Below are 26,315 nucleotides of genomic sequence, written 5' to 3'. Positions count from 1 at the left end.
AATCTTGGTTAAGAAGTACATTTTCTTGGGTTCATAAAGAACATATTCAAAAGTATTTAGATGAATTTAGTTATCGAATTAATCGGTCAATTTACAAGGAAAATATTTTTGACCTACTAATTAACAGAATGATGAATACTCAAAGAGTTTTATATCAAGATATTATAATAAGTAAATAAATGAACGCCTCAAAAAACTAATTAAAAAAAAATCATGGGCGACAAAAACAACATGCCAAAGAACAAACTTGTAGATAATTCCGATAAAACTTATCCGGATTACCAAATTTATCCAGCAAGCGAAGCTATTTATAACAAAGAAAAGGAAGAAACCGAAATTGATCCTGAAGACATTTACAAAACAAAAACCTCCAATAGCAATGATTGAAAGTTTAATGAGAAAAACTTTAATCAGGATAAATCGGGTGCAGATTTAGACATTCCAGTTTCTGAATTAGATGACAATCAATATGATATAGGAAGTGAAGATGAAGAGAATAATGGCTACAGCATTAGTGGTGACAATCACAATGATTTAGGAGAAGATAATGGATAAACAATTCAAAATCTAAAATTACAAACACATTTACTAGACAACGATAAAAGTCAATGAAAAACCAAAAAAAAATGCAGCAGTATTTAAGATTTTAATAACATACCTTTCTTAATAACTATTTACTATTCTCTATAGTCTATATTCTATTTTCTTTTTTTACTTTTGCTATCCAAAATTGATACAAAGTAAATTATATGAGAACAATACAATTTAGAGAAGCCATTTGTGAAGCGATGAGTGAAGAAATGCGTCGAGATGAAACGGTGTATTTAATGGGAGAAGAAGTAGCCGAATATAATGGTGCTTACAAAGCTTCAAAAGGAATGCTTGACGAATTTGGACCAAAAAGGGTAATTGATACACCAATTGCAGAGCTTGGTTTTGCCGGAATTGCAGTAGGTTCAGCTATGAATGGCTGCCGTCCTATTGTAGAATACATGACTTTTAATTTCTCATTAGTTGGAATTGACCAAATTATAAATAACGCTGCTAAAATGCGTCAAATGTCGGCTGGACAGTTCCCAATGCCAATGGTTTTTCGGGGACCAACAGCTTCAGCAGGACAACTTGGAGCCACACATTCTCAAGCTTTTGAAAATTGGTTTGCCAATACGCCTGGTTTAAAAGTAGTAGTTCCATCAACAGTTTATGATGCGAAAGGTTTATTAAAAGCTGCTATTCGCGATAACGATCCAGTTATTTTCATGGAGTCGGAGCAAATGTATGGGGACAAGGGCGAAGTTCCAGAGGAAGAATACACTATTCCACTTGGTGTTGCTGATATTAAAAGAGAAGGAACAGACGTAACAATTGTATCTTTTGGAAAAATTATTAAAGAAGCATTTATCGCTGCCGAGGCATTATCCAAAGAAGGAATCTCCTGCGAAATCATTGACCTGAGAACCGTTAGACCAATGGATTACGAAACAATAATCAATTCCGTAAAAAAAACAAACAGACTTGTAGTACTTGAAGAAGCTTGGCCATTCGCTAGTGTGGCTTCTGAAATTACCTATATGGTTCAAGAAAAAGCCTTTGATTATCTTGATGCGCCAGTTCAAAGAATTACCACCGCTGACACACCTGCGCCATACTCTCCAACACTTTTGAAAGAGTGGTTGCCCAATGCAGAAGATGTTATAAAAGCAGTTAAAAAAGTAACATACAAATAAGTATAAAGATCAAAATTTAAAAAGTAAAGCGAAATACACATCCTTTAAGACATTTGACATTATAACTAAAACAACTATATTTGAAACTTCATCCTACAAAATTCGATGAAGTTTTTTTTGCTATGAAAAAGATTTTAACGTTAAGTATTCTGCTTGTTTTTTTATCTAACAACTGCTTTGCTCAAACCAAAGTTAGTGGTATTGTTTTAGATAATTCCAAGCAACCCATCCCTTTTGCAAATATTGTTTTTAAGGGTTCAAGCACAGGTGTGGTTTCTAATGAAGATGGCAGATTTTACATTGAATCGCCTGATAATTACACCGAGTTGGTGGTGTCTTTTGTTGGTTTTCCCGATAAAGTTGTGAAGTTACCGAAACTGGTAAATTATGATTTCAAAATTATACTAACGGAGGGAAACACTTTAAAAGAAATTAAAATTTATGCGGGCAAAACATCTAAAAAGAATAATCCAGCGCTCGATATATTGAGAAAAATTTGGGAACGGCGAAGAAAGAACGGCTTAAAAATGTTCAAACAATACCAATTTGAAAAATACGAAAAAGTAGAATTTGATATGAACACTATTGATAGTGCTTTTATGAAAAATAAAATTTTCAAAGGAATGGAGTTTGTTTTCAAGAACATCGATACGTCTAAAGTTACTGGGAAAACCTATTTGCCTATTTTTATAAACGAATCTTTGTCAGATGTTTATGGAGATAATCAAACAAAAAAAACCAAAGAAATTCTAAAAGCAAATAAAAATTCAGGTTTAGGAAACGGCGATGGTGTGAACATGTTTATCAAAGATTTATACAATGATTTTGATATATATGACAACTACTTATACTTTTTTGACAAGAGTTTCACTAGTCCGTTATCACGAACAGGAATCGATGTTTACAATTATGTTTTGGCAGATACGGCTATTATTGACAAAAAAGTATGTTACAATATTGTGTTTTATCCAAGACGAAAAAATGAGCTTACCTTCAAAGGTGATTTTTGGGTAAATGATACCACATTTGCCATCAAAAAAATTAATATGGCCATTACAAAAAGCGCCAATATCAACTGGGTGAAAGATATTTACCTAGAACAAGAATTTGATGTTTTAAACGATTCGGTATTTTTACCTACCCGAGATTATATAATGTCTGATTTTGCATTGAGAAAAAAAGAAGAGTCAAAAGGAGTATACGGAAAACGAACTACGCTGTATAGAAATTTCAAGTTTGATGAAAAAAAACCAGATAAATTTTTTAAGAATGAAGTAAATTTTATCGACAATGAGGTGTATAATAGAACAGATGAATATTGGGAAGAAAACCGATTTGAAAAACTAAATAAAGACGAAAAGAAAATATATAAAATGATTGACACGCTTAAAACCGTTAAGCGTTTTAAACAAGTGTATAGTTTAGTATCGCTATTAGGAAGCGGTTATTATCAATTTGGACATTTTGATTACGGGCCAATATTTTCTACCATCGGAAGCAACGTGGTAGAAGGTTTGCGTCTTCGAGCTGGCGGAAGAACTTATTTTGGGCCTAATGACCTGTGGCGATTGCAAGGATATACCGCTTATGGATTCAAAGACAATAAAGTTAAATATGGTGTTTCGGGGAAATGGATGATTGACAAAAAAAACAGAATCATCATATCTGGAGGAAATCGTAGAGATGTAGAACAAATTGGCGCAAGTTTAACCACTACCAACGATGTTTTGGGCAGAAGTTTTGCATCGTCTGGACTTTTTTCTACAGGTTCAAATGGCAAACTCACCAACATCAATTTGAGTACTCTGGCTGTAGAAGTTGAACCATTCAAAAACTTGATGTTCCAGCTAGGTTTTTCCTATAGAACTTTAGAATCGGCCTCAAAAACCTTCAAACTCGATTATTTTACAGATGCCACACTTACCAATACAAAAAGTAAGGTGACGCAATCTGAACTAAATTTACAAGTAGAATATACTCCCAAAAGAAAAACCGTTGGTTTTGGTGTCGAAAGACGGAATATAGATGCGCCGTTTAGTCGTTTTTATGTAAATTATAGTCAAGGTTTCAAGGGATTTATCAATAGTGATTTTAATTACCATAAAATTCAATTTTATTATAAACAGCCAGTTATCATTGGCGCTCTTGGACGTTCTGATTTCACTATCGAACTAGGAAAAACATACGGTCAAATTCCGTTAGGTTTGTTAAGTGTCGTGCCAGGAAATCAAACGCTCTTTATAATTAATAATACGTTTAATAATCTTAATTTTTATGAGTTCGTAACCGATCAATATGCGACTTTTCAATGGGAACATAATTTTAATGGAAAAATACTAGCTCGAATTCCGTTTTTAAGAAAATTAAACTTGAGAGAAATAGTTGGTGTAAAAAGTGTTTACGGAACCGTTTCAGACCAAAATAAATTAATAAATGCTTCTGGATTATTGTACAAAGCTCCAGAAAAACCTTATTGGGAATACACTGCAGGAATTGGTAATATTTTCAAAGTCTTCAGGCTTGATGCAGCGTGGCGCGGAAATTATCGAGATATTCCAGGAACAAATGACTTTACAATCAAAGGATCATTTGGATTTTACTTTTAATAGAATTCATTTCAGTTTCTTAATTATAAATCTATGAAAGAAGCTATTTTATGCCTGACAAAAAGAGAAGAAGTTTTCAAAAATTTGCATGAAATCTATGGTAATCCTTTTATTCCATCACGACCACAAGGATTTGAAACTTTGTGTATATTAATTCTCGAGCAACAAGTTTCTATCCATTCGGCGCAAGCCTGTTTTTTAAAAATAAAAACACTTCTTGGAACCATTTCTCCCAAAAATATTATCCAATGTCCTGACGAAGATTTGAAAAGTTGCGGCGTGAGCCGACAAAAAATGAGTTACCTAAAAACTTTGGCTAATGCAGTTTCAAAAGAAGTGAATTTGGAAAGTTTAGTTGAAAAATCTGCTGACGAGGTTAGGAGCGAACTCATAAAAATCAAAGGAATTGGCAATTGGACCAACGATGTGTATTTGATGTTTTCCTTGCAATCGCCCGATATTATTCCGCTTGGCGATATTGCTATTGTAAATACTATTAAGGAGCTTTTTGATGTTCATACCAAAGAAGAAATGGTGGCACTTTCTGAAAACTGGAAACCCTACAGAACAATGGCTACTTTTATGTTTTGGCATCATTATTTAGAGAAAAGAAACCGAAATCCATCGGTTTAACACCGATTCAAACATTCGTAACTTATATTGTTTTTATTTGTTAAAGTTTTGTTACTTTTGCGACCGATAAAATTTATAACAAAATTATATTTATGGAATCATACATGATTTATGTGCCAATAATTATGGCATTAATAGGATTGGCTTTTATGGCAATCAAAAGAAGTTGGGTTTTAAAACAAGACGCTGGCGACGGTAAGATGAAAGAGATTTCAGATTACATTTACGAGGGTGCTTTGGCTTTCCTAAAAGCAGAATACAGATTGTTAGCCGTGTTTGTTGTTATTGCAAGTGTGGTGTTAGCAGGGATTACCTTTTTACCGGGTGTAAAAACACATTTATTAATTGTGGTTGCCTTTATTTTTGGTGCTTTCTTTTCTGCTTTAGCCGGAAATATGGGGATGAAAATCGCCACTAAAACCAATGTAAGAACCACACAAGCCGCACGTACTAGTTTGCCACAAGCACTGAAAGTGTCCTTTGGCGGAGGAACCGTAATGGGATTAGGAGTTGCTGGTTTAGCAGTTCTAGGTTTGACAGGATTCTTCATTATATTATTTCAAAAATTTATGGGCGGTGTTTGGACTACTACAAAAGACATGACCGTAGTTTTAGAAACCTTGGCTGGTTTTTCTCTTGGAGCCGAATCTATAGCTTTGTTTGCTCGTGTTGGTGGTGGAATTTACACAAAAGCTGCCGATGTTGGTGCTGATTTAGTGGGTAAAGTAGAAGCTGGAATCCCTGAAGATGACCCTCGTAATCCGGCTACAATTGCAGATAACGTTGGAGATAATGTAGGTGACGTTGCAGGAATGGGTGCCGATTTATTCGGTTCTTATGTGGCAACAGTTCTTGCTGCGATGGTTCTTGGAAACTATGTTATTAAAGATATGGGTGGAAAAATTGCTGATGCATTTGGCGGAATTGGCCCTATTTTATTACCAATGGCAATCGCTGGTTTCGGAATTTTATTCTCTATTATTGGTACAATGGTTGTAAAAATATCCGATGATAATGATAAAGAAGCTCAAGTTCAAAAAGCATTAAACATTGGAAACTGGATTTCTATTGCATTAACAGCAATTGCTTGTTACGTTTTAGTGAAATTCATGTTACCTGAAACTATGAAGATGAGTTTCTTTGGCGAAGGATTAAAAGATATTTCTTCGATGAGAGTATTTTACGCTACAATCGTAGGATTAGTTGTTGGAGCAACCATCTCATCAGTTACTGAATATTACACAGGTTTGGGTACTAAACCAGTTTTAGCAATTGTACAAAAATCTTCTACGGGTGCAGGAACCAATGTAATCGCTGGTTTAGCCACCGGAATGATTTCTACCTTCCCAACGGTTTTATTATTTGCTGGTGCTATTTGGGCATCGTATGCTTTTGCAGGATTTTATGGTGTGGCATTAGCAGCTTCAGCAATGATGGCAACTACTGCAATGCAACTAGCCATCGACGCGTTCGGACCAATCTCGGACAACGCAGGTGGAATTGCCGAAATGAGTGAATTACCAAAAGAAGTTCGTACACGTACTGACATCTTAGATTCTGTGGGTAATACTACTGCTGCAACAGGAAAAGGTTTTGCAATTGCTTCTGCAGCATTAACATCGTTAGCATTATTTGCCGCTTATGTAACCTTTACAGGAATTGATGGAATAAATATTTTCAAAGCACCAGTTCTAGCAATGTTGTTTGTGGGTGGAATGATTCCAGTTGTATTTTCTGCATTAGCAATGAACTCTGTTGGAAAAGCAGCAATGGATATGGTATACGAAGTACGTCGTCAGTTCAAAGAAATTCCAGGAATTATGGAAGGAACCGGAAAACCAGAATATGCAAAATGTGTTGATATTTCTACAAAAGCAGCGTTACGGGAAATGATGTTGCCTGGTATTATGACTATAGGTTTCCCAATAGCTATTGTGCTTTTAGGGAAATTAGTTTATGGCGATAACAACCAATTAATTGCCGAAATGTTAGGTGGTTATATGGCTGGAGTTACTGTTTCAGGAGTGCTTTGGGCTGTTTTCCAAAACAATGCTGGTGGTGCTTGGGATAATGCTAAAAAATCTTTCGAAGCTGGAGTTTTGATTAATGGTGAAATGACATACAAAGGTTCTGATGCTCATAAGGCAGCTGTAACTGGGGATACTGTTGGAGATCCTTTCAAAGATACTTCTGGACCCTCAATGAATATTTTAATTAAATTAACATGTTTGATTGGATTGGTAATCGCTCCAATCTTGGGTGCTGGTCACGAAGGTGGACAAGATAAATTCGTAAAAGATTTCAAAAAAGGATACGATTCATGTGAAAGTGATATGATGGGTAAATGCGACTTAAGTAAATGTGCTACAATGACTAAAGATGAGTGCGCTAAAATGTGCGATCGCCTTAAATGTAATCCAGAAGAAAAACAAGCTTGTCTTTCTCATTATGGTGCTGATGGTAAATTTATAGCCGACAGCAAAATGGACTGTTGCGAAAAAAATGATAGTAGAACCACTTATTCAAAAAAAGCAAAAATAGAAGATTTGCCCAATGGGAAAGTAAGAGGGACTTACACAGTTACAAAAAGTTCATTGGAAAGTGTTCAAGTATTTGAGGGAACAGAAAAAGAGGTTTCCGATAAAATCAATGCAATAAAGTAACTAATTCTTTCCTATTTAAATTTAAAAAACGGCTCACATTTGTGAGCCGTTTTTATTTACGAATTTGTTAACTGTCAAGTATCGCGAATTATCGCGGTGTATAAAAGATTCATAATAAAACATTCTTTCTCCGACAATTTATGTTTAAATCTTGGATATTATAGTTGATAGCAAAGCGTTTTTGTGTCCTTGCATTACTATCATGCATCACCACCTATTTGAAAAAATAATTTTTTATTATTAGTAAATTAAAGCAGTTAATCCAATTAAAACCAGGATAAAAGTATTTAAGCGATAATGCAAATGCTATTTTTCTAGAGTCTCGGTATAATCTTTTATTCGTTCTCCCTGAATATACATTTTTAAAGTATTGAAATGAATGCTAAATTCTACCGTATTCCATTTTTTATCAGTATCGACCTCTGAATTTGAATATTGATACCAGAGCGAGTACGCCGCATAGTCAAAACCTTTTTTGAATTTTGGTTCTCCCAATGCATTACATTCTATTCCCCAAATCACGGCTTTTTTTTGCTGTTCATGTAACTGATAAAAACCAGTACCGTTAGCATTTAATACAACAATTGGTTCAGCATTTTCAAATAAATACGTGCCCGTTATAGGATAGCCAATTGTATTGGTGAGGTAATGAATACCGTCTTTGGCTTCGATTTTAGTTTGTGCGAAACTATTTATTGCAAAAAGTAGTAAAACTACAAAGAGTACATTTTTTGATTTCATTTTTTTAATTTTTAAAATTTTCTACCCATAACCTCGCATTGACAAACGCATCAATCCAAGGGGAAACTTCATCTTTTTTATGGGTTGGATAGTATGCCCAATTCCATGGAAATGTGGAACGCTCAATGTGAGGCATCATGACTAAATGCCTGCCAGTTGTATCACACAGCATCGCCGTATTATAATCGGAACCATTTGGGTTGGCAGGATAACTTTCATAGCCATATTTTGCTACAATATTGTATTGATTTTCAGTTTCGGGTAAATTAAATTTACCTTCTCCATGTGAAACCCATACACCAAGTATTGTTCCTGCTAATTTTTTTAGCATAACCGAATTGTTTTCTTGCACTTTTACCGACGTGAAAATGCTTTCGTGTTTTAGGCTGTCGTTATGAAGCATTTTTCCGTGGACTTTATGTTCTGGATTTATTAATTCTAATTCCATGAACAATTGACATCCGTTACAAATTCCAACAGAAAGTGTGTCTTTTCTTTTGAAAAAGTTCTTCAAAGCGGTGTTGGCTTTTTCGTTGTATTTAAAAGCTCCTGCCCAACCTTTGGCGGAACCTAAAACATCTGAATTGGAAAAACCACCAACGGCGCCAATAAACTGAATATCTTCTAAATTTTCTCTTCCCGAAATCAAATCGGTCATGTGAATATCCTTCACATCAAAACCAGCTAAAAACATTGCATTGGCCATTTCGCGCTCGGAGTTACTCCCCTTTTCACGAATGATGGCAGCTTTTGGCTTTGGGAATGAGTTGTCAATTTCAGGTCTTTTTCCGTTAAAGTTTTCCGGGAAATTATATTCCAATTTTTGATTCGAATAGTTGTCAAAACGTTCTTGGGCTTTATTATTTTTGGTTTGTTTTTGGTCGAGTAGGAAAGAGGTTTTGAACCAAAGGTTTCTGTAATGGTGAATGGTGAATGGTGAATTGTTAATGGTTAATTTATCTGATTCGACAACGTTTCCGATTTTGAAGAATTCAATTCCGTTTAATCCTTTTTCAAATATAGCATCGTCTTTTGCTTGAAGTACCACACCAATATTTTCAGAAAATAAAATTTTTATTAAGTCTTTTTCAACAAATGGCGCGAAATCGATTTTAGATCCCAGATTTACATCGGCAAAACACATTTCTAAAAGCGTTGTAATCAAACCGCCACTTCCAATGTCATGCCCTGCAACAATTTGTCTTTCTTTGATTAAATCCTGAACTGCATTGAATGCTCTTGCAAAGAAAGCAGCATTTTTAATCGTTGGCGTTTCATTTCCAACTTTACTTTGAACTTGGGCAAACGAACTTCCTCCCAATTTAAATTCGTCCTGCGACAAATTGATATAATAAATGGAACCACCGTTTTTCTGCAAAACGGGCTCAACAACTTTCGTAATATTAGAACAATTTCCAGCTGCTGAAATAATAACCGTTCCCGGTGCGATTACTTCGTTATTTGGATATTTTTGTTTCATTGATAAGGAATCTTTCCCAGTTGGAATATTGATTCCCAGTTCGATAGCGAAATCAGAACAGGCTTTGACCGCCTCGTATAATCTTGCATCTTCACCTTCGTTTTTGCATGCCCACATCCAGTTGGCAGAAAGCGAAACGCTTTTTAATCCGTCTTTTAGCGGTGCAAAAATAATATTTGATAGTGCTTCACCGATAGCATTCCTCGAACCTGAAGATGGATTTAGTAAACCAGAAATTGGCGCATGTCCGATAGAGGTTGCAATGCCTTCTTTTCCCTGAAAATCTAAAGCCATGACGCCAACATTGTTCAAAGGCAATTGTAAGGGACCAACGCATTGCTGTTTGGCTACTTTTCCTCCTACACAACGATCCACTTTATTGGTCAACCAATCTTTACAAGCCACCGCTTCAAGCTGCAACACTTGTTCTAAATAGTGTTCAATTTTATCCTGATTGTAATTTAATTCTGAATACTTTATTTGCGAATTGGTATCGGTCATGATTACTTTTGGAGAACTTCCAAACATGTCTTCCAAAGCAAAATCCATAGGTTTGGCGCCAGTTGATTTGCTTTCAAAAGTAAAACGATGGTTATCCGTTACTTCGCCAACTTCATACATCGGCACACGCTCGCGATTCGCAATTTTACGCAACATTTCGATATCGTCTTTTCCAATAATCAATCCCATTCGTTCTTGTGATTCATTACCGATAATTTCTTTGGCAGATAAAGTTGGGTCGCCAACAGGCAATTTATCCAAATCGATTAAACCACCCGTTTCTTCCACCAATTCCGAAAGGCAATTCAAATGTCCACCCGCACCATGATCGTGAATGGAAACAATCGGATTTACAGCACTTTCAACCATCACTCTAATGGCATTGGCAACTCGTTTTTGCATTTCGGGATTAGAACGTTGAATCGAATTGAGCTCAATTCCAGAACCAAAAACTCCTGTATCAGCTGACGAAACTGCCGCACCGCCCATTCCGATTCTGTAATTTTCACCACCAAGAACTACGATTTTATCGCCTTTTTTTGGGATATTTTTTTTGGCTTGTTCCTCTTTTCCGTAACCAATTCCACCTGCCAGCATAATCACTTTATCAAAACCTAACTTTCTGTTATTTTCTTCATGTTCGAAGGTTAGAACTGAACCCGTAATTAAAGGTTGGCCGAATTTATTTCCAAAATCGGAAGCGCCATTCGAGGCTTTTATCAAAATATCCATCGGTGTTTGGTATAACCATTTTCTTTCGGTCATTCCTTTTTCCCATGGTCTATTTTCTGTTAATCTCGAATAGGATGTCATATAAACCGCTGTTCCGGCCAATGGTAACGAACCTTGACCTCCAGCGAGACGGTCACGAATTTCACCACCCGAACCTGTTGCAGCGCCGTTAAAAGGTTCAACTGTAGTTGGAAAATTATGCGTTTCGGCTTTTATCGAAATTACAGAATTGAATTCCTTTTCCTGATAAAAATCAGCTTTGTCACCCGTTTTTGGGGCGAATTGTGTCACTTTTGGGCCTTTGATAAAAGCCACATTGTCTTTATAAGCAGAAACAATATCATTCGGATTGCGTTCTGAAGTTTGCTTTATCATTTTGAATAAAGACATTTTTTTTTCAATGCCATCGATTACAAATGTTCCGTTGAAGATTTTATGACGACAGTGTTCTGAATTTACTTGTGAGAAACCAAAAACTTCTGAATCGGTGAGTTTTCTATTTAGTTTTTTGGAAAGATTTTCTAAATAAACAACTTCTTCCTCGCTTAATGCCAAACCTTCCTGTTTGTTATAAGCTGCAATATCACTGATTTCTAGAATGGGTTCGGGTTTGATGTTAATCGTGAAAATATCCTGATGTAACTCGTTATATTTTTGCGAAAGCATTGGGTCAAAATCGGTAAAATCAGCTGTAACTTTTTGGAATATTTCAATTCTGATGATGCCTTCAATGCCCATATTATAGGTGATTTCTAAAGCATTGGTGCTCCATGGCGTTATCATAGCGGCACGAGGTCCAATAAAAAAATCCGTCAGGACGGATTTGGGTTTGTTTGTTTGAGAATGAGATTTTAGTTGATGAGTTTCTGAAACAAGTTCAGCATTAAATAACCAATTTAGTTTTGAGATAGTTTCTGCCGACATCTCGTTTTGTGTTTGTACAGCAAAAACGGTCGAACTTTCGTTGCCGAAGAAATGAATCATTGTGTTGTGATGTTATAGACAAGTCGCAACTCGCCCGTTAGTAGTTGCGACAAATTTAGGGTAAAAATATGAAACCTAAAAACGGCTTTTTAAAATTAATTTGACGGAAAAGTAATGTGTTGATAAGCTCCTAAATCTATATTTGGCAATGTTCGCTGTATTCCTAAAATATCGAGAGGAACGCCAGCGTCAATTCCGAACCCATTTGCAGCGGAAACAGCTCCAATAATGAGTTTGTTTTTATTGACATTTAAAAAATCTGGATTTTGATTAATTTTATTACCATTTTGCTCTAATCTAATGGCATCATATAGCAAAGGATTTGCAACGCTTACTGAACTTGGTGAAACATTAATTTTAACTAAACAATTTTGGAACGTACTGTTAAATAATGTTCCTTTTTTTTCTAAAATAATTTCGTTGCTATTAGAACCATAGATAATACAATTTGTGAAATTGGCTTGAATTAAAGGTAAATTATCAACTGGCAAAGCATCTTTGAGATAATCTGAAACATAAACCGCCAATTGTTTTGAACTGCTCCAATTGTTATTAAAGGTGCAATGCTTAAAATTATAATTACCACCAAGGACTGCTGCTAAACAAAATTGACCACAACTATTTATAACTGTATTTTTCCCCACGATGCTGCCGTTAACAGAAAAAAGCCCATAATTTGAACAATTATAAATTTGCGTATTTTCAATCGTCATGGCGCTTCCAACATTATTTTCGACTAATAAACCAATGACAGCATTTTTAAGGGTTAAATTCTTAATTTTATGATTATTTGTTCCACTTCCTTGTCTTAAATAAACGGTTCCCCATTGTCCTGGAATGTCCTCAAAATCGGGTTCTAATCGGTCACCTTCAAAGATGACTTCGTTTTCTAATGCTGGTGTGGTTGATGTTTCTCCCTCGATGTGCAACGTTCCGCCTTGTTGGATTACTAAACCAGAATCTGCATGAAAATGAACTCGTGCCCCTTTTGAAATTGTCAATGTTTTTGTATTAGGAACGCTCGCATAACCATAAATGACATAGGGTTTGTCTGTTTTAAACAAATATTCATTGCCATTGTCTGGATGATTATCGCTCAAGTTTCGACCATTGGTTTGTAAAACTGTTCCATCGGTGTTAAAACCTATCGGAATGGATTCGACAACACCATTTGTTTTATTGGGGAATACAAAATAAGCATCCTGAATTAAAGTCACGAGTTCTACTTTTTGGAAATTAGCACCGCTATCAAACTGAATTTGGTCGGTATATAAAAAATTTGAAGGGTTGGCATCAGTTATTCCCGCTGTAGTTTCTATAAAAATATACATACTATCTTTAGCCAGAAGTTCTACATCGTGAAAAATTTTGTTGTTTTCGCCCGTCATTCCGTCAACCGTCATTCTATACTTTGATGTAGCGCCTTTGCCTAGTTTTATCGTTGGGATTTTAATGTCAGTATTACTTTTATTATAAACTTTCAAAGTGTAAGTGCTTGAACCAATATTGGTAAAAACGGTATCTAAATAAATGGTATCTCTTGAAAATGTTAAAGCACCTTTGCTAGCTTGAAATACAAAGTCTTGGCGACACGAACTAACGGTAATGGCTAAACCAACAAAAAACAGAATAATAAGTTTACGCATTTAGTGTATGAATTTTGGTAAATGTAAGTATTAATTTGAAAATTAGAAAATGTGTTAATTGTATAATTAGTACATTGAATAAATCAATATCATAAACGTAAAAAAAATGGTTTTATTGTAATTGATGGATAAAACGTAGCCTTGTTTTGTTTTTCTAATGCCAAATAAATACTATTTTTACACAAAAAAGCGATGTCATTTGATAAAGAAAAAATGCTACAATTGTGCAACGATTGGTGCAAAAATACCTTAATGGAAACCCTAGAAATTGAATATATAGATGCCGGCGATGATTTTTTAACAGCAAAAATGCCTGTTAATTCCAGAGTACATCAACCAGTAGGTTTGCTTCACGGCGGCGCAACAGTTGCTTTGGCAGAAAGTGTAGGGAGTGCTGCTTCTTTCTTATTCATCAATGCCGAAAAACAAGAAGTTCGCGGTATAGAAATTTCAGCCAATCATGTACGAAGTACACGCGAAGGAACTGTTTTTTGCACCGCCAAAATTATTCATAAAGGCGCAAGTATTCATCTTTGGGAAATAAAAATCGTAGATGAAGACGATAGACTAATATCGGTCTGCAAGCTGACAAATATGATTTTATCCCGACGCAAATGACCGATTTATTTCTTAAAGTTAAAATCCAGCAGGAACAGAAATCGCCTTTTGTGTTGTTCTGCAAACCAAATTCTGAAAACATTGTTGGGCTTTTTCAAAAAAATGACCATCTTTATTTTTTAGAAAATTTTGAAGAAAAAGGTTTTGTTTTTGCTTCTTTTGATACCGATAAAATTCCATTTATTCCTTTAGAGCATTGCGACGTGTATGTTGAAAAGTTTGTTACGAAAGAGTACTTTTTTGAAAAGCATATATCAAAACATATAATTTCAACAGGAAAAGACTCCTTTGAAGAATTAGTCGCCAAAGCAGTCGAAGTCATTAAGGACAATCAGTTTCAAAAAGTAGTTTTATCAAGAAAAGAAGAAATTCCCATTTTGGATTTTGATATTGAAACATCGATAAAAAAAATGATTGCGCTGTATTCCAATGCTTTTAACTATTGTTTTTTTCATCCAAAAATTGGCACTTGGATTGGTGCCACACCAGAACAATTTTTGAAAGTTCAGGGTAACACAATTAAAACGGTTGCCCTAGCAGGAACCCAATTGGCAAACAATGCCATTCCAGTTGTTTGGCGAGATAAAGAAGCAGAGGAGCAACAGTTGGTTACCGATTTTATAGTAGAAAGTTTAAAAGATTTGGTCAAAGAAATTACAATTTCTAGTCCTTATGCTGTTCAAGCAGGTAATTTGTTACATATTAAAACAGATATTTCGGCTACATTAAAATCGAGGAAAACGTTAAAAAAAGTCATTACCGCTTTGCATCCCACAGCCGCAGTTTGTGGATTGCCAAAAGAAACTGCAAAAGAATTTATTTTGAAGAATGAACGGTATAACAGAGAATATTATTCAGGATTTTTAGGTGAATTTAATATTGATTTAGTTACTTTTAAAACTATGCAGATTGATTTGTTTGTTAATTTGCGCTGTATGAAAATCATAAAAGACAAAGCGCAGCTTTTCATGGGTTGCGGTATAACTAAAGATAGTATTGCTGAAGATGAGTACAAGGAAACTGTCAACAAATCGATGACGATGAAAAAGATTTTATAAACAGATATTTTTGGTATTTAATAACAAATAAAAAAGTATATGAAATTAGACATAGTTGCGTTTGGCGCGCATCCGGATGATGTAGAATTAGGTTGTAGCGGTACGATTGCCAAAGAAATTTCGTTAGGAAAAAAAGTTGGTATCATCGATTTGACTCGCGGCGAACTGGGAACGCGTGGATCAGTTGAAATTCGAGATTCTGAATCCAGATTAGCGGCTCAAATACTCGGAATATCTATGCGTGAAAATCTAAATATGCGCGATGGATTTTTTGTAAACGATGAAGCACATCAGTTGAGAATTATTCAAATGATTCGAAAATACCAGCCCGAAATTGTGCTCTGCAATGCCATTCATGACAGACATATTGATCACGAAAAAGGCAGCAAACTGGTTTCTGACGCTTGTTTTTTATCAGGTTTGCGAAAAATTGAAACCGTTTTAGATGAAAAGCAGCAAGAAGTATGGCGGCCAAAAGTGGTGTATCATTATATTCAGTGGGAAAACATTGAACCCGATTTTGTTGTAGATATTACTGGTTTTTTAGACCAAAAAACAGCTGCAATCTTCGCCTACAGTTCGCAATTTTATTCTGAAAATTCCAATGAGCCAAGTACGCCAATTGCTACTAAAAACTTTTTGGAAAGCATTCATTATCGTTCGCAAGATTTTGGACGATTAGTAGGTGTAGACCATGCAGAAGGTTTCACAGTCGAAAGATATTTGGCGGTCAATAGTTTGAGTGATTTGCTTTAAGTTTTTAATTTTTTTCTTGGCAAACGAAAAGAAATATAATATATTTGCAATCGTTAAAAATGGTGGTTGTAGCTCAGCTGGTTAGAGCGCTGGTTTGTGGTGCCGGAAGTCGCCGGTTCGAACCCGGTCATCCACCCTTAATTAAAAAGTCCTGAAACATCAGGACTTTTTTTGTTTTAGAAACTATTTACCATCTGTTTTATCTACCACCAATTTATCTTTTCTGTTGGCAATTTCCCAAGCAATTGCAAAAGCATATTTGGCTCTTTGCGTTAGCGCATCAAATTCTATTTTACCAACTTTATCGCTAGGTTGATGATAATCAGCATGGGTCCCGTTGAAAATAAAAACTACAGGAATACCATTTTTAGCAAAATTGTAATGGTCAGAACGATAATAAAAATGGTTTGGATCACTTTTGTCATTGTATTTATAATCTATGGTTAAAAAATTATATTTTTTATTGACCTCCTCGCATACAGTATGTAAGTCTGTTGACAAATAATCGGAACCAATCAAATACACATAGTTGTTATTTTCTTTGTGAAAATCATCGCGACGACCAATCATATCAATATTTACATCGGCAACCGTATTTGCCAAGGGAAACAAAGGATTTTCAGAATAATATCGCGAGCCATGCAAACCGTGTTCTTCGCCGGTCATGTGGAGAATTAAAATGGAGCGTTTAGGACCATGACCATCTTCTTTTGCTTTTTGAAAAGCGGCGGCAATTTCCATAATAGCTACCGTGCCTGAACCGTCATCATCGGCACCATTATAAATTTTTCCATTTTTTATTCCAACATGATCATAATGAGCTGAAATAACCACAATTTCTTCTGGCTTTTCTGAACCTTCTATAAAAGCCCAAATGTTCTCTGAATCTTTCAAGTTTTCATTGTAATTGGCATTTAAGTAGGTCGCAGGAATATTTTGGTAATAATTTGTAGCTCCTTTTGGGAAACCAACGCCATGTTTTTTGTAGAAATCGATAATATAACGTCCAGCTTTTTTTTGACCTTCGGATCCAGTATCTCTACCTTCCATTTCGTCGGAAGCTATAGCAGTTAAATTAGTTTTCAAACTTTCGATTGATATATTTTTTAAATCTTCTGATAGAGATTCATTTTTTTGTACAATTACTCTTTGAGTTGAGCAGCTTAAAAATAAAAAAGTAAACAGTAATAAGGGGATTGTTTTTTTATTCATGATTTTTTAATGGATATCGATAAAGGTGTAAATGATAAATAATGAAAGTAAGATGCCCATTAAAATAACATTGATGAAAAACATAGTGATGCTTTTGAGGAACGAAATGGTTCGGGTTTCACCATAAAAACGATGATGTGCAGGAAAAAAATAATAGAACATCCAAATATAGCCAATAGTTTTACCAGCACTGGTAATGAAATCAGTAAAAGAATTTTCGGTAAAACAACCCATTATTTTTTTGAAAAAGAAAATCATCAATACGGAAATCAGCAGAAAAGAAAAATAATGCAGTGTGAAAATACCATGATCAAAATAATACCACCGTTTTTTATTATGAAAAAGCCATAGTGTTAAAGCAAACAGCGGCATATAGATAAATAATACTTTAGGAAAATTGTGCTGTGCTTCTTCCAAAAATTTCTCAATCATTTCTTCTTTGGAGTTTTTGGCTTTTACAATTAAGGTTTTTTTGACTATTGTATATTCAAAATCATTTAGTTTATCCTTTGCTGGACCATACTTTTGTAATGAATCCAACTCTTTCACATTTTTATAACCAAAATTCAAAAAACCTTCATTTTGTTGTTCATTGGTAAGATGCCTCTTTTTTTGTGCTTCCTCATCGGCTTTTATATATTCAGATAATTTTATTTTCTTTTTGGGTGTTGTAGCACTTTCTATGACTTTTCCATTGTCATCTGTCTTAATTGTGGTTTGGTTTAGTTTAAGCAATTCATCTTCATTAGTCGGGAAAATAGCAATGATAAAAAAAGTCACAAAGCTGATGAAAATATACAATCTTACCGGTGCCAAATAAGAAAGGCGTTTGCCCGAAAGGTATTCTTTAGTGAGCGAAGCAGGTTTAAGAAATAAATTTTTTATAGTTTTCCAAAAGGCATTTTCGTAATGTGTTAAATCTTCAAAAAAATGGATAAATAAATGATGAAAAGTCTTTCGGGTATCGGTGTTTTCTTGTCCACAATTGGGACAAAATCTGTTTTCTACAACGTAATTACAATTCAGACAAGTTTTGTCTTTTCTTAAAGGACTTCTGGACATAAGAAATTGTTATAAAATCAATATGTAAATCTATTAAAATTATTTCTATTTTTGAATACAAAACATAAAACGATGCAATCAAAAGCCACAACTCCAGAACAATATTTAGCCGAATTACCAGAAGATAGAAAAGAAGCCTTCCTAAAACTTCGAAATGCCATTAAAGATAATTTGCCCAAAGGCTTTGAAGAAGTCATAGGTTACGGAATGTTGGGTTATATTGTGCCACATTCAATTTATCCAACTGGATATCATTGTAACACAAAATTGCCGTTGCCGTTTATTAATCTTGCTTCTCAAAAGAACTTTGTTGCCTTGTATCATATGGGAATTTATGGCGATAAAAATTTGACAGATTGGTTTGTTGCCGAATATCCAAAACATGTTAAAACCAAAATTGATATTGGAAAAGGTTGTATTCGATTTAAAAAGATGGATGATATTCCGTTTGAATTTATTGGTGAATTGGCAACCAAAATTTCAGTAGAAGATTGGATTTCTATTTATGAACATAACTGGAAATCCAGAACTAAATGATTGCAATACAAAACAACACCGACGAAAATTTCACCAGTATCAGAGCTATTGCTAAAGAAGTTTGGCCCATTGCTTATGGTGCGATTTTGAGTAAGGAACAGTTGGATTATATGATGGAAATGATGTATAGCATCTCGTCTTTACAACTGAAGGCTAACACTAAAAAGCATCGTTTTATTTTGGCAAAAGAAGACGAAACGATTTTGGGTTTTGCTTCTTATGAATTCAATCACAGTAAAAAGCCTAAAACAAAAATTCATAATATTTATATTTTGCCCAATCAACAAGGTAAAGGCATCGGAAAAGAACTAATAGATTTTATTGCCAATGAAGCCAAACAACGTCATCAAAAAGCATTGATTTTGAATGTAAATAAAAAAAATATAGCCATTCGTTTTTACGAAAGAATTGGTTTTGATATTAGCTTTGAAGAAGTTATCGATATTGGAAATGGTTATGTAATGGACGATTATGTGATGGAAAAATCAATTTAAAAAACAACTAATGAAGTTACTTAAAAAAATAAACAGTAAAGCAAAATCTGATGCTAACACAGGTTTTGGGACAAATGCCTCTAGTTATGGTGGTCGATTTATCACGAAAAATGGGAATGCGAATGTAAAAAAAACTGGGATAGGATTTTTTGAAAGCATCAGTTGGTATCATACCATGCTTAATATTCCGCGTTGGAAATTTTTAGTAATTATCGTTTTATTTTATTTTTTGGTCAATTTTATTTTTGCAAGTTTATATTATGCTGTTGGCGTTGAGCATTTAAACGGATTGACAGCCGTTACGGGACTAGATAAATTTGGCGAAGCCTTTTTCTTTAGCATTCAAACTTTTACGACGGTCGGGTATGGTCATATCAGCCCCACTGGATTTGCCACCAGTTTTGTAGCCGCTGTAGAAGCTTTATTTGGATTGTTGAGTTTTGCTATTGCAACAGGGTTATTTTATGGAAGATTTAGCAAACCCAAAGCGCATATTAAATTTTCAAACAATGCTTTGATTGCTCCTTTTCAAAATGGAACGGCATTAATGTTGCGACTTTCGCCTTTTAAAAACACCAATTTGACTGATGCTGAAGCCAAAATAACTCTTGGAATGAAATTAGAGGAAAATGGTATTTTGGTAAACAAATTTTATACACTAGATTTGGAATTATCAAAAATAAATGCACTCAATTTGAGTTGGACATTAGTGCATCCCATCATGGAAAATAGCCCGTTATATAATTTAACCCAAGAAGATTATGAAACTATTCAAGGTGAATTCCTAGTGTTTCTCAAGGTTTTTGATGACATGTTTAGTACGACAGTAGTTAAACGAGCTTCTTATTCGTTTGACGAAATAGTTTTTGGAGCCAAATTTTTACCCATGTTCTCACGAAATGGTACTCAAAACAAGACGGTGCTTCACCTAGACAAATTAAATTTGTTTGAAAAAGTAAAGCTATAAAAATTGAGTTTTAAAACTTATTTTAACTTCACTTCTAATTTTACGGCTACCTTTTTAGAGAGTTTTTTGCTGACAATACTGGGAATAGCAATTCCATAATCGTCAGTGTTTAGGTTAAAGTTAGAATCAATTTCAACACCTTCTGCCGATTTTTTGATGCTTGCAATTAGGGTAATATCTTTCGTTTTTCCGTGCATTTCCATCTTTCCTCTGATGGTGTATTCTTTGGCAGTTGCGCTTAATTTAGAAATATCAAAATTATCAATTTTACCTTTGAAAGTTGCTTTTGGATAGGCATCACTTTCTACATAATTTTCGTTGAAATGCTCTTCCATTAAGGCAACTTTAAACTTGAACGCTTTTAGTAACGCCAAACTTGCAATCTCGCCAGTAGTTGCGTTTAGAATACACGTCACCGATTCGTTTTTAGCTTTTACTTCTTCAAAAGTAGGAACCGATGCTTCAAAGGTTAATTTTCCGGTTTTGGTAATCATTTTGGTTTGGGCAAAACCACCTAAACTAATGACGATGAACAGACTTACTAATTTCTTTTTCATAATTTATTATTTATTCGGGCAAGTTATTTTGAGCCCATTGAAAAACTTTATTTATTGTAGGTTGTGGTAATCTTGTGCCGCCATTAGGCATCATACCTTGCGCGCCTTGTGGTCTCGATATTCTATCTAATAATCCTCTGTTTAAAACCGCATCCTTTACTAACACGTATGTTGTCAAAGACATTGGCGCACCATTTACGGGAACCGTTGCATGGCATGATACACAATTATTATCAATTATTGCTTTTGTAGTTTGTGTGTAAGTAATAGGACCGTTTCCTGAAGCACCAAGTAAGTCTGATGAAGAGTTATTTGTACATCCGTATTGAAAGATTAGAAGAGGCATTAAAAACATGGTTAATTTTACTTTTTTCATTTTACTTTTTTTTTCAAAAATATATAATATAGTTTGTACACGTTTCGACTTATCAATAAATAATTAAATTTGTAATCAAAAAAATTAACTATATGAAAAATAAAGTACTCATTGCTGCCGTTATTCTCTTTACTTTGGTTGTCATTGTTTATAACTACATGTACAAAAGTCATCGTGACATTGCAACCGAAAATGTTTCCTATTCTGTTTCTGTTCAAAACGTTTATACTTCTTTCAAACAAAACGATAGTTTGGCAAACAAAAAGTATTTAGACAAAACTATCGAAATATACGGTAAAATTACCAACATAGATTTGCCTAGTAAAATAATTACCGTTGACGAAAAATTAATTGCTAGGTTTACAAAAGATGTGCCTAATAATTTAAAACTAAAAAGTTTCATAGCTTTAAAAGGAAGATTAGTAGGATATGACGATTTACTCGAGGAAATTCAAATGGATCAATGCACTGTAAAACAATAAAAATTAAAACACTAAACCATGAAAAAAATTATTTTGTTATTGTTAATTCCAATGTCACTTTTTGCCCAAGAAGATTTGCTCAAAGAGATAGATACGGCATCAGCCAAAAAAAGTATTGTAGAATCGGCATTCAAAGGATTGAAAATTGTAAATATCGAGTCTACCAAGTTGGCATCCAAAGGAGATTTTTATTTTATAGTTGCCCACAGATTTAGTTCTATTAAAGACGGATTTGAAGGCGGTTACGGGCTTGATAATGCCGTTTCACAATTAAAATTTTTGTACGGAGTGGCAGATTGGTTTTCAGTAAGTGCAGCCAGAAGCGAATTGGCCTACGATTTTGCTGGTAAATACTTGCTACAGCCTCAAATTAAAAACGGTTTTCCAGTTGCAATAGCAGGATTTACAAGTTTGGCAATCAACAATACTTTGAAAGAAAGCAATTATCCACAACTGAAATTTGTTGATCGATTAATTTATGTTGCTCAAATACTAGTTTCCAGAAAAGTAAATAAGAATTTGTCATTAGAACTGGCACCCACTTTTTTTCATGAAAATTTTGTAATTGATGATAACCAAGCCAACAGTCAGTACGCCATCGGTATGGGAGGACGATACAAGTTTGCTAAACGCTGGTCAGTAAATATTGATTATGCAGCCCATTTGAATAGATCAAGCACTTCGCCCTACAAAAATCCACTTTCTATAGGTGTTGATTTAGAAACGGGTGGACATGTATTTCAAATGCATTTCAGCAGTTCTCAAGGTATTCATGAAGCAGGATTTCTTGGCAATACTACTGGTGATTGGAGAACAGGAAATGTATTTTTTGGATTTAATCTGTTGAGAGTTTTTTAAGAAAAAGACCGTAGCGATGTGTACGTGAGTATATTGTTATCAAAACAAATCTAAAATAATAATTACCCCAGCTGGTGAAAGTAGTAACTGTAACTAGGCTACTGCGAGTTTACTGCTCGTATTTACTCAAGTAATTTTTTTTTTCTGTTAAGCAAAAAAACTACAACCTTTTTAAGATTGTAGTTTTTTTATATATAGTATTTTTTTACTACATAGCATTTAACTTTATTTATGGCATAGTATTTTTATAGTATATAGCATTTAACTTTATTGTAGGAATAGTATTTTTTTACTATACAGCATTTAACTTTATTTTATGTGTGGTAGGTTTTGCAAATGCAATAAACAAAAAGAGCTCTATTTTATAAAAAAATGGAACTCGTTTACAATGTAGTTTCAGCTTATTCTTTGATGAATTTTTGGGTATAATTTTTATTGTTTTGGTCAACCAATAACAAGAGATAAATCCCTTTTAAAAGGGGTTCAACGGTAATAGAAGACGATTCAATACTTGGTGATAAAACCATTTTGCCAGTCAAATCAAAAACAGTTGCACTCTTGAAAGTAAGATTTTCTGATGCAATACTAAGGATTTTTTTTGCGGGTACAGGATACAGACTAAAGTTGCTATTGACAAAACTGTTTATGCCCAGAGTAGAACCTTCAACAACTAGCAATGACTGATTGCTTGCGGGATTAGCAATGGTATCCACAACACCTGATGGCCATTTGATAATTACTTGAGTAATGGCTGTTTGTTGTCCAATTCCAAAATGAGCAGTAATCGAACTCATGTTTTGAAATCCTGTGCCACTTTGTACATCTCTAATTTGTTTTCCCCAAGCGCCATATAATTCTATTCGGGCTCCAATACCATTTCGATTGCTTTGAATGCCATGAAGATTTACATTTATCCAATGATTAGAATTCCCGTTATTAAACAATATGTTAGTACCATTTTGAATGTCTAAAAACCCATCATTATTCAAATCACCAATGGGTCTATCAACGTTTGATATAGGATATACATTTGGATTGGGTGTAAAATGAAATTGACCATCACCGAACATAATGTTGTTGCCTGAACTTAATACATCTAAAAAACCATCATTATCAAAATCTTCTGCTACATATTCTCTACCCATGGTTAGGTCGGTATCATATCCAGAACCAACACTTACACTTGTAAAGGTTCCGTCACCATTATTTCTTTTAACATTGGTTCGACCATCAGAGGAAGAATTGATACCTTCAATAACATCCATCCAACCGTCATTATTAAAATCACCAACTGCACAGGACCAACTTTGTTCAGGAGCAGCCATATTTGCTGCAGCAGCTACATCTGTAAAGGTGCCGTTACCATTATTTCTTAACAATTGGTCAATGTTTCCTCCAACTCCAGAACCTCCTTGACCACATTTTGCAAGAACCATATCTACATCGCCATCATTATCATAATCAGTCCAGTTTCCAGCATAATTTCCTCCAGTTGGAAAGTCACCGATACCGCCTTGTGTATGATTCATATTAGTACCATCATTCATATAATACCTGTTGGGAGCATTATCATCGCAAGCAAATGCATCTAATTTTCCATCATTATTAATATCTACAAAATTGGTACGTTGTACCAAATAACTTTGAGTTTTTCTGTCAGTTGTATAGCCAGTTCCATCACTATTTGCTTTTAGAAAAACAACACCACTTCCTGAACCGTAGATTAAATCGTTAAAACCATTATTGTCATAATCACCAGCAGCAATACTCCATGAGGGTAAAACAGTGGTGTTTGGAACTGTAAAAGTAGTGGTCAAAAAAGTGCCTCCAGCTTGCTGATAAGAAATGGCTAAATGTGTTGCATCAATGGCTGAAACAATATCATCTTTATAATCGCCATTCATATCTACAATACAATTGTTGTATCCTCCAGTTATTCCTGCTACAGGAGTAGAAGTAAAGGATAATCGATCTGGCGCTGGCGGTACAGCTTCCATTACTTTGAAATCAAATCCATTAGAACTGTATCTGTTGTCAAAAGCAATGGTGTAGGTTGTACCTGTTGTAGCAGGAAAAGTAATTTGAGAAGAATATGTTGAATTGTAATCATCATTTGAACCAATGCAAACCAGTGCACCGCAGTCACCAGAATAAATAATAAGTCTGGTGTCTGTATTATTATTTTGAGCTAGGAGGGTAGTAACAGTTACATTAATGTTTTGAGTAGCCGTGAATTTATACCATTTTCCTTTGGTTCCCACACCACCAGATAAATTACATAGTTGCGTTGGAGTAGTTCCCGTTTCGGTGGTATATGCTGGCGCTGTGGTTGTAGAATTTAAGGCAACAGTCACAGCGGTAATACAATTAGATTGCGAAAATGCCATTGATATTGTAAAAAAAGATAAGATGGTTAAAGTTTTTTTCATTAGTGTTTAATTTAGTTTTTTAGTTGCAAGTTTGTGTTAAAGAGTTTATCCATTCTTCTATTAGTGCGACGCCTTCATCATGAATGACGGTTCTACCTAATAAAGGCATTCTTTCACTTTCATCAGTAGAGTTTACTCGATAATGCAAAATTGATTTGGTAAAATTTCCCGGACTTACTAATTTTATTAAGGTAGAATTTATAGGTTCATCAGCGGCTACACAAATACCTAAATTAGCGGGATTAACAGTTTCGCTAAAAGCAAATCGCAATGCACGATAATCACACCGACCTTGATTTTGGTGGCAATGCGAACAATTGGCGTCAACATAGGATCGAACTCTTAAATCCAACGATTTGGTAGTATCATGATAATCAACGGTAGAAACAATTGAGGTAGGATAACTTTCTAGATAACCTTGCTCAACCAATTTTTGCAACTGATTTTTACTTCCTTCGGTGTACGTATAATTCCAGTTCAAATTTTGAGGTTTAAGACCAATAGGTGTCCGCACTTCATTTATTTTATGACAGGCATAACACTCGGGTTCTGATGGAATTCTGTAGTTTTCAGCAATAACTTCGTTATTAGGTTTTTTGAATGAAAAAGATTGAGAGCTTCCATTTTCAAAATCACTTCCCGAAAATAAATCAGCATCGGTTTGAGCATCGTTCCAAATATATTCATAAAAATACCAACGGTCTGCTTGGCGAATCATCAACCTAGTTTCGATAATCTTTGTGGTGTTGTTCGGCTGAATAGTATTGTAATAAAAAGTTTTTATTAACACAGTGCCAACAGGGAAAATGAGAACTTTATTGTCTGCAGAAAGCGTTGCTTTTACACCACTTGGCATCCAAATAAATCTTTTTTTCAAAGCATAGTCTGTAAAAAGACTACTTGCCGGCTCATAAGGAATAACATTTAATGATGGCTTGAGTAATTTTATATCGCCTTCAAAAAACTTATAATCCGATAATTTTGGATAAGGAACTTGGGTCATATCTACCGTAACAGGCGAAACTGCGACATATTTATCTTCTTTAGAACAAGAAATAATAATAATGGTGATGAGCATTATGCAAAGGATTGCGAAGTAATGTTTTTTCATATAATTTTTAAAATGTCTTTCAAAAATAACAAAAAAATCCTAAACTCGTAGCATTTATGAGATTAGTCTAAAAAATATTTAATTT

At 34.5% G+C, this 26,315-nt stretch carries 22 protein-coding genes, 1 tRNA gene and 1 pseudogene; 15 read left to right on the top strand and 9 right to left on the bottom strand.

Annotated elements, in window-relative coordinates; genetic code table 11:
* The 6 genes and pseudogenes from Q0Q96_RS00400 to Q0Q96_RS00375 form a co-directional block, all read left to right on the top strand.
* Positions 1–179, top strand: a pseudogene (locus Q0Q96_RS00400) (IS1595 family transposase); the annotation flags it as partial.
* Between the two features lie 34 nt (positions 180–213).
* Positions 214–387, top strand: a complete 174-nt coding sequence (locus Q0Q96_RS00395; RefSeq protein ID WP_293870161.1) for a hypothetical protein — start codon at positions 214–216, stop codon at positions 385–387.
* Between the two features lie 362 nt (positions 388–749).
* Positions 750–1,727 carry a pyruvate dehydrogenase complex E1 component subunit beta gene (locus Q0Q96_RS00390; RefSeq protein ID WP_293870159.1) on the top strand — a complete coding sequence of 326 codons (978 nt, stop codon included), beginning with the start codon at positions 750–752 and terminating at the stop codon, positions 1,725–1,727.
* Positions 1,728–1,849: 122 nt separating this feature from the next.
* A complete protein-coding gene (locus Q0Q96_RS00385; protein WP_293870157.1) occupies positions 1,850–4,333 on the top strand; it encodes a DUF5686 and carboxypeptidase-like regulatory domain-containing protein in 2,484 nt (827 codons plus the stop codon).
* 33 nt (positions 4,334–4,366) lie between these two features.
* Entirely contained in the window at positions 4,367–4,966 is a 600-nt protein-coding gene (locus Q0Q96_RS00380) for a DNA-3-methyladenine glycosylase 2 family protein (protein ID WP_293870155.1), read from the top strand.
* A gap of 92 nt (positions 4,967–5,058) precedes the next feature.
* Complete coding sequence (locus tag Q0Q96_RS00375) at positions 5,059–7,629, top strand: sodium-translocating pyrophosphatase (RefSeq protein ID WP_293870153.1); 2,571 nt, start codon at positions 5,059–5,061, stop codon at positions 7,627–7,629.
* Positions 7,630–7,935: 306 nt separating this feature from the next.
* Here Q0Q96_RS00375 and Q0Q96_RS00370 read toward each other — a convergent pair whose 3' ends face one another.
* The 3 genes from Q0Q96_RS00370 to Q0Q96_RS00360 all read right to left on the bottom strand — a co-directional run bounded on the left by Q0Q96_RS00370 (position 7,936) and on the right by Q0Q96_RS00360 (position 13,713).
* The gene (locus Q0Q96_RS00370) at positions 7,936–8,370 is read right to left on the bottom strand and encodes a hypothetical protein (protein WP_293870151.1); all 435 of its coding nucleotides are present in this window, start codon (positions 8,368–8,370) and stop codon (positions 7,936–7,938) included.
* A gap of 4 nt (positions 8,371–8,374) precedes the next feature.
* A complete protein-coding gene (purL, locus tag Q0Q96_RS00365; RefSeq protein WP_293870149.1) occupies positions 8,375–12,067 on the bottom strand; it encodes a phosphoribosylformylglycinamidine synthase in 3,693 nt (1,230 codons plus the stop codon).
* Between the two features lie 95 nt (positions 12,068–12,162).
* A complete protein-coding gene (locus Q0Q96_RS00360) occupies positions 12,163–13,713 on the bottom strand; it encodes a hypothetical protein (protein ID WP_293870147.1) in 1,551 nt (516 codons plus the stop codon).
* A 192-nt stretch (positions 13,714–13,905) separates the two neighbouring features.
* On the opposite strand from Q0Q96_RS00360, the gene Q0Q96_RS00355 reads away from it, so the two are divergent.
* The 4 genes from Q0Q96_RS00355 (at position 13,906) to Q0Q96_RS00340 (ending at position 16,281) form a co-directional block, all read left to right on the top strand.
* Positions 13,906–14,331, top strand: coding sequence for a hotdog fold thioesterase (locus Q0Q96_RS00355; protein ID WP_293870145.1), 426 nt, complete (start codon positions 13,906–13,908; stop codon positions 14,329–14,331).
* The gene (locus Q0Q96_RS00350) at positions 14,328–15,389 is read left to right on the top strand and encodes a chorismate-binding protein (protein WP_293870143.1); all 1,062 of its coding nucleotides are present in this window, start codon (positions 14,328–14,330) and stop codon (positions 15,387–15,389) included. Before Q0Q96_RS00355 ends, Q0Q96_RS00350 begins: the two co-directional genes overlap by 4 nt.
* Before the next feature lie 39 nt (positions 15,390–15,428).
* On the top strand, positions 15,429–16,145 hold the full coding sequence (gene bshB1 / locus Q0Q96_RS00345) for a bacillithiol biosynthesis deacetylase BshB1 (protein ID WP_293870141.1): 717 nt from the start codon (positions 15,429–15,431) through the stop codon (positions 16,143–16,145).
* 62 nt (positions 16,146–16,207) lie between these two features.
* Positions 16,208–16,281 (top strand) — tRNA-His (locus Q0Q96_RS00340).
* A gap of 47 nt (positions 16,282–16,328) precedes the next feature.
* Here Q0Q96_RS00340 and Q0Q96_RS00335 read toward each other — a convergent pair.
* Together Q0Q96_RS00335 and Q0Q96_RS00330 are read right to left on the bottom strand one after the other, a co-directional pair.
* Positions 16,329–17,357 (bottom strand): M28 family metallopeptidase, encoded by a 1,029-nt coding sequence (locus Q0Q96_RS00335; protein WP_293870139.1) that lies wholly within the window; start codon positions 17,355–17,357, stop codon positions 16,329–16,331.
* A gap of 6 nt (positions 17,358–17,363) precedes the next feature.
* Entirely contained in the window at positions 17,364–18,419 is a 1,056-nt protein-coding gene (locus Q0Q96_RS00330) for a DUF3667 domain-containing protein (RefSeq protein ID WP_293870137.1), read from the bottom strand.
* Positions 18,420–18,491: 72 nt separating this feature from the next.
* Here Q0Q96_RS00330 and Q0Q96_RS00325 point away from each other — a divergent pair, with 72 nt between their 5' ends.
* The 3 genes from Q0Q96_RS00325 to Q0Q96_RS00315 are packed head-to-tail and all read left to right on the top strand — an operon-like array spanning position 18,492 to position 20,417.
* The gene (locus Q0Q96_RS00325; protein WP_293870135.1) at positions 18,492–18,956 is read left to right on the top strand and encodes a DUF1801 domain-containing protein; all 465 of its coding nucleotides are present in this window, start codon (positions 18,492–18,494) and stop codon (positions 18,954–18,956) included.
* Positions 18,953–19,450, top strand: coding sequence for a GNAT family N-acetyltransferase (locus tag Q0Q96_RS00320; protein ID WP_293870133.1), 498 nt, complete (start codon positions 18,953–18,955; stop codon positions 19,448–19,450). Before Q0Q96_RS00325 ends, Q0Q96_RS00320 begins: the two co-directional genes overlap by 4 nt.
* Positions 19,451–19,460: 10 nt before the next feature.
* Complete coding sequence (locus Q0Q96_RS00315) at positions 19,461–20,417, top strand: ion channel (RefSeq protein ID WP_293870131.1); 957 nt, start codon at positions 19,461–19,463, stop codon at positions 20,415–20,417.
* Between the two features lie 17 nt (positions 20,418–20,434).
* On the opposite strand, the gene Q0Q96_RS00310 is transcribed toward Q0Q96_RS00315, so the two are convergent.
* On the bottom strand, positions 20,435–20,974 hold the full coding sequence (locus Q0Q96_RS00310) for a YceI family protein (protein WP_293870129.1): 540 nt from the start codon (positions 20,972–20,974) through the stop codon (positions 20,435–20,437).
* Positions 20,975–20,984: 10 nt separating this feature from the next.
* Entirely contained in the window at positions 20,985–21,350 is a 366-nt protein-coding gene (locus Q0Q96_RS00305; protein ID WP_293870127.1) for a hypothetical protein, read from the bottom strand.
* Between the two features lie 92 nt (positions 21,351–21,442).
* Between Q0Q96_RS00305 and Q0Q96_RS00300 the strand changes: the two genes are divergently transcribed.
* Together Q0Q96_RS00300 and Q0Q96_RS00295 are read left to right on the top strand one after the other, a co-directional pair.
* On the top strand, positions 21,443–21,832 hold the full coding sequence (locus Q0Q96_RS00300) for a hypothetical protein (protein WP_293870126.1): 390 nt from the start codon (positions 21,443–21,445) through the stop codon (positions 21,830–21,832).
* A gap of 18 nt (positions 21,833–21,850) precedes the next feature.
* Positions 21,851–22,690 (top strand): DUF5777 family beta-barrel protein, encoded by an 840-nt coding sequence (locus Q0Q96_RS00295; RefSeq protein ID WP_293870124.1) that lies wholly within the window; start codon positions 21,851–21,853, stop codon positions 22,688–22,690.
* Between the two features lie 401 nt (positions 22,691–23,091).
* Here the strand turns inward: Q0Q96_RS00295 and Q0Q96_RS00290 are convergent, their stop codons facing one another.
* Both Q0Q96_RS00290 and Q0Q96_RS00285 read right to left on the bottom strand, forming a co-directional pair.
* On the bottom strand, positions 23,092–25,119 hold the full coding sequence (locus Q0Q96_RS00290; RefSeq protein ID WP_293870122.1) for a CRTAC1 family protein: 2,028 nt from the start codon (positions 25,117–25,119) through the stop codon (positions 23,092–23,094).
* 19 nt (positions 25,120–25,138) lie between these two features.
* Entirely contained in the window at positions 25,139–26,230 is a 1,092-nt protein-coding gene (locus tag Q0Q96_RS00285; protein ID WP_293870120.1) for a hypothetical protein, read from the bottom strand.
* Positions 26,231–26,315 lie beyond the last annotated feature (85 nt).

The sequence above is a fragment of the Flavobacterium sp. genome, assembly GCF_025352015.1.
Taxonomy (GTDB): domain Bacteria; phylum Bacteroidota; class Bacteroidia; order Flavobacteriales; family Flavobacteriaceae; genus Flavobacterium.
This window is presented reverse-complemented; position numbering and strand designations above follow the sequence as displayed.

Bases quoted from the DNA above. Each gene is read 5' to 3' on its own strand.
- Q0Q96_RS00395 (WP_293870161.1), top strand. From the start codon at position 214: ATGGGCGACAAAAACAACATGCCAAAGAACAAACTTGTAGATAATTCC.
- Q0Q96_RS00390 (WP_293870159.1), top strand. From the start codon at position 750: ATGAGAACAATACAATTTAGAGAAGCCATTTGTGAAGCGATGAGTGAA.
- Q0Q96_RS00385 (WP_293870157.1), top strand. From the start codon at position 1,850: ATGAAAAAGATTTTAACGTTAAGTATTCTGCTTGTTTTTTTATCTAAC.
- Q0Q96_RS00380 (WP_293870155.1), top strand. From the start codon at position 4,367: ATGAAAGAAGCTATTTTATGCCTGACAAAAAGAGAAGAAGTTTTCAAA.
- Q0Q96_RS00375 (WP_293870153.1), top strand. From the start codon at position 5,059: ATGGAATCATACATGATTTATGTGCCAATAATTATGGCATTAATAGGA.
- Q0Q96_RS00370 (WP_293870151.1), bottom strand. From the start codon at position 8,370: ATGAAATCAAAAAATGTACTCTTTGTAGTTTTACTACTTTTTGCAATA.
- purL (WP_293870149.1), bottom strand. From the start codon at position 12,067: ATGATTCATTTCTTCGGCAACGAAAGTTCGACCGTTTTTGCTGTACAA.
- Q0Q96_RS00360 (WP_293870147.1), bottom strand. From the start codon at position 13,713: ATGCGTAAACTTATTATTCTGTTTTTTGTTGGTTTAGCCATTACCGTT.
- Q0Q96_RS00355 (WP_293870145.1), top strand. From the start codon at position 13,906: ATGTCATTTGATAAAGAAAAAATGCTACAATTGTGCAACGATTGGTGC.
- Q0Q96_RS00350 (WP_293870143.1), top strand. From the start codon at position 14,328: ATGACCGATTTATTTCTTAAAGTTAAAATCCAGCAGGAACAGAAATCG.
- bshB1 (WP_293870141.1), top strand. From the start codon at position 15,429: ATGAAATTAGACATAGTTGCGTTTGGCGCGCATCCGGATGATGTAGAA.
- Q0Q96_RS00335 (WP_293870139.1), bottom strand. From the start codon at position 17,357: ATGAATAAAAAAACAATCCCCTTATTACTGTTTACTTTTTTATTTTTA.
- Q0Q96_RS00330 (WP_293870137.1), bottom strand. From the start codon at position 18,419: ATGTCCAGAAGTCCTTTAAGAAAAGACAAAACTTGTCTGAATTGTAAT.
- Q0Q96_RS00325 (WP_293870135.1), top strand. From the start codon at position 18,492: ATGCAATCAAAAGCCACAACTCCAGAACAATATTTAGCCGAATTACCA.
- Q0Q96_RS00320 (WP_293870133.1), top strand. From the start codon at position 18,953: ATGATTGCAATACAAAACAACACCGACGAAAATTTCACCAGTATCAGA.
- Q0Q96_RS00315 (WP_293870131.1), top strand. From the start codon at position 19,461: ATGAAGTTACTTAAAAAAATAAACAGTAAAGCAAAATCTGATGCTAAC.
- Q0Q96_RS00310 (WP_293870129.1), bottom strand. From the start codon at position 20,974: ATGAAAAAGAAATTAGTAAGTCTGTTCATCGTCATTAGTTTAGGTGGT.
- Q0Q96_RS00305 (WP_293870127.1), bottom strand. From the start codon at position 21,350: ATGAAAAAAGTAAAATTAACCATGTTTTTAATGCCTCTTCTAATCTTT.
- Q0Q96_RS00300 (WP_293870126.1), top strand. From the start codon at position 21,443: ATGAAAAATAAAGTACTCATTGCTGCCGTTATTCTCTTTACTTTGGTT.
- Q0Q96_RS00295 (WP_293870124.1), top strand. From the start codon at position 21,851: ATGAAAAAAATTATTTTGTTATTGTTAATTCCAATGTCACTTTTTGCC.
- Q0Q96_RS00290 (WP_293870122.1), bottom strand. From the start codon at position 25,119: ATGAAAAAAACTTTAACCATCTTATCTTTTTTTACAATATCAATGGCA.
- Q0Q96_RS00285 (WP_293870120.1), bottom strand. From the start codon at position 26,230: ATGAAAAAACATTACTTCGCAATCCTTTGCATAATGCTCATCACCATT.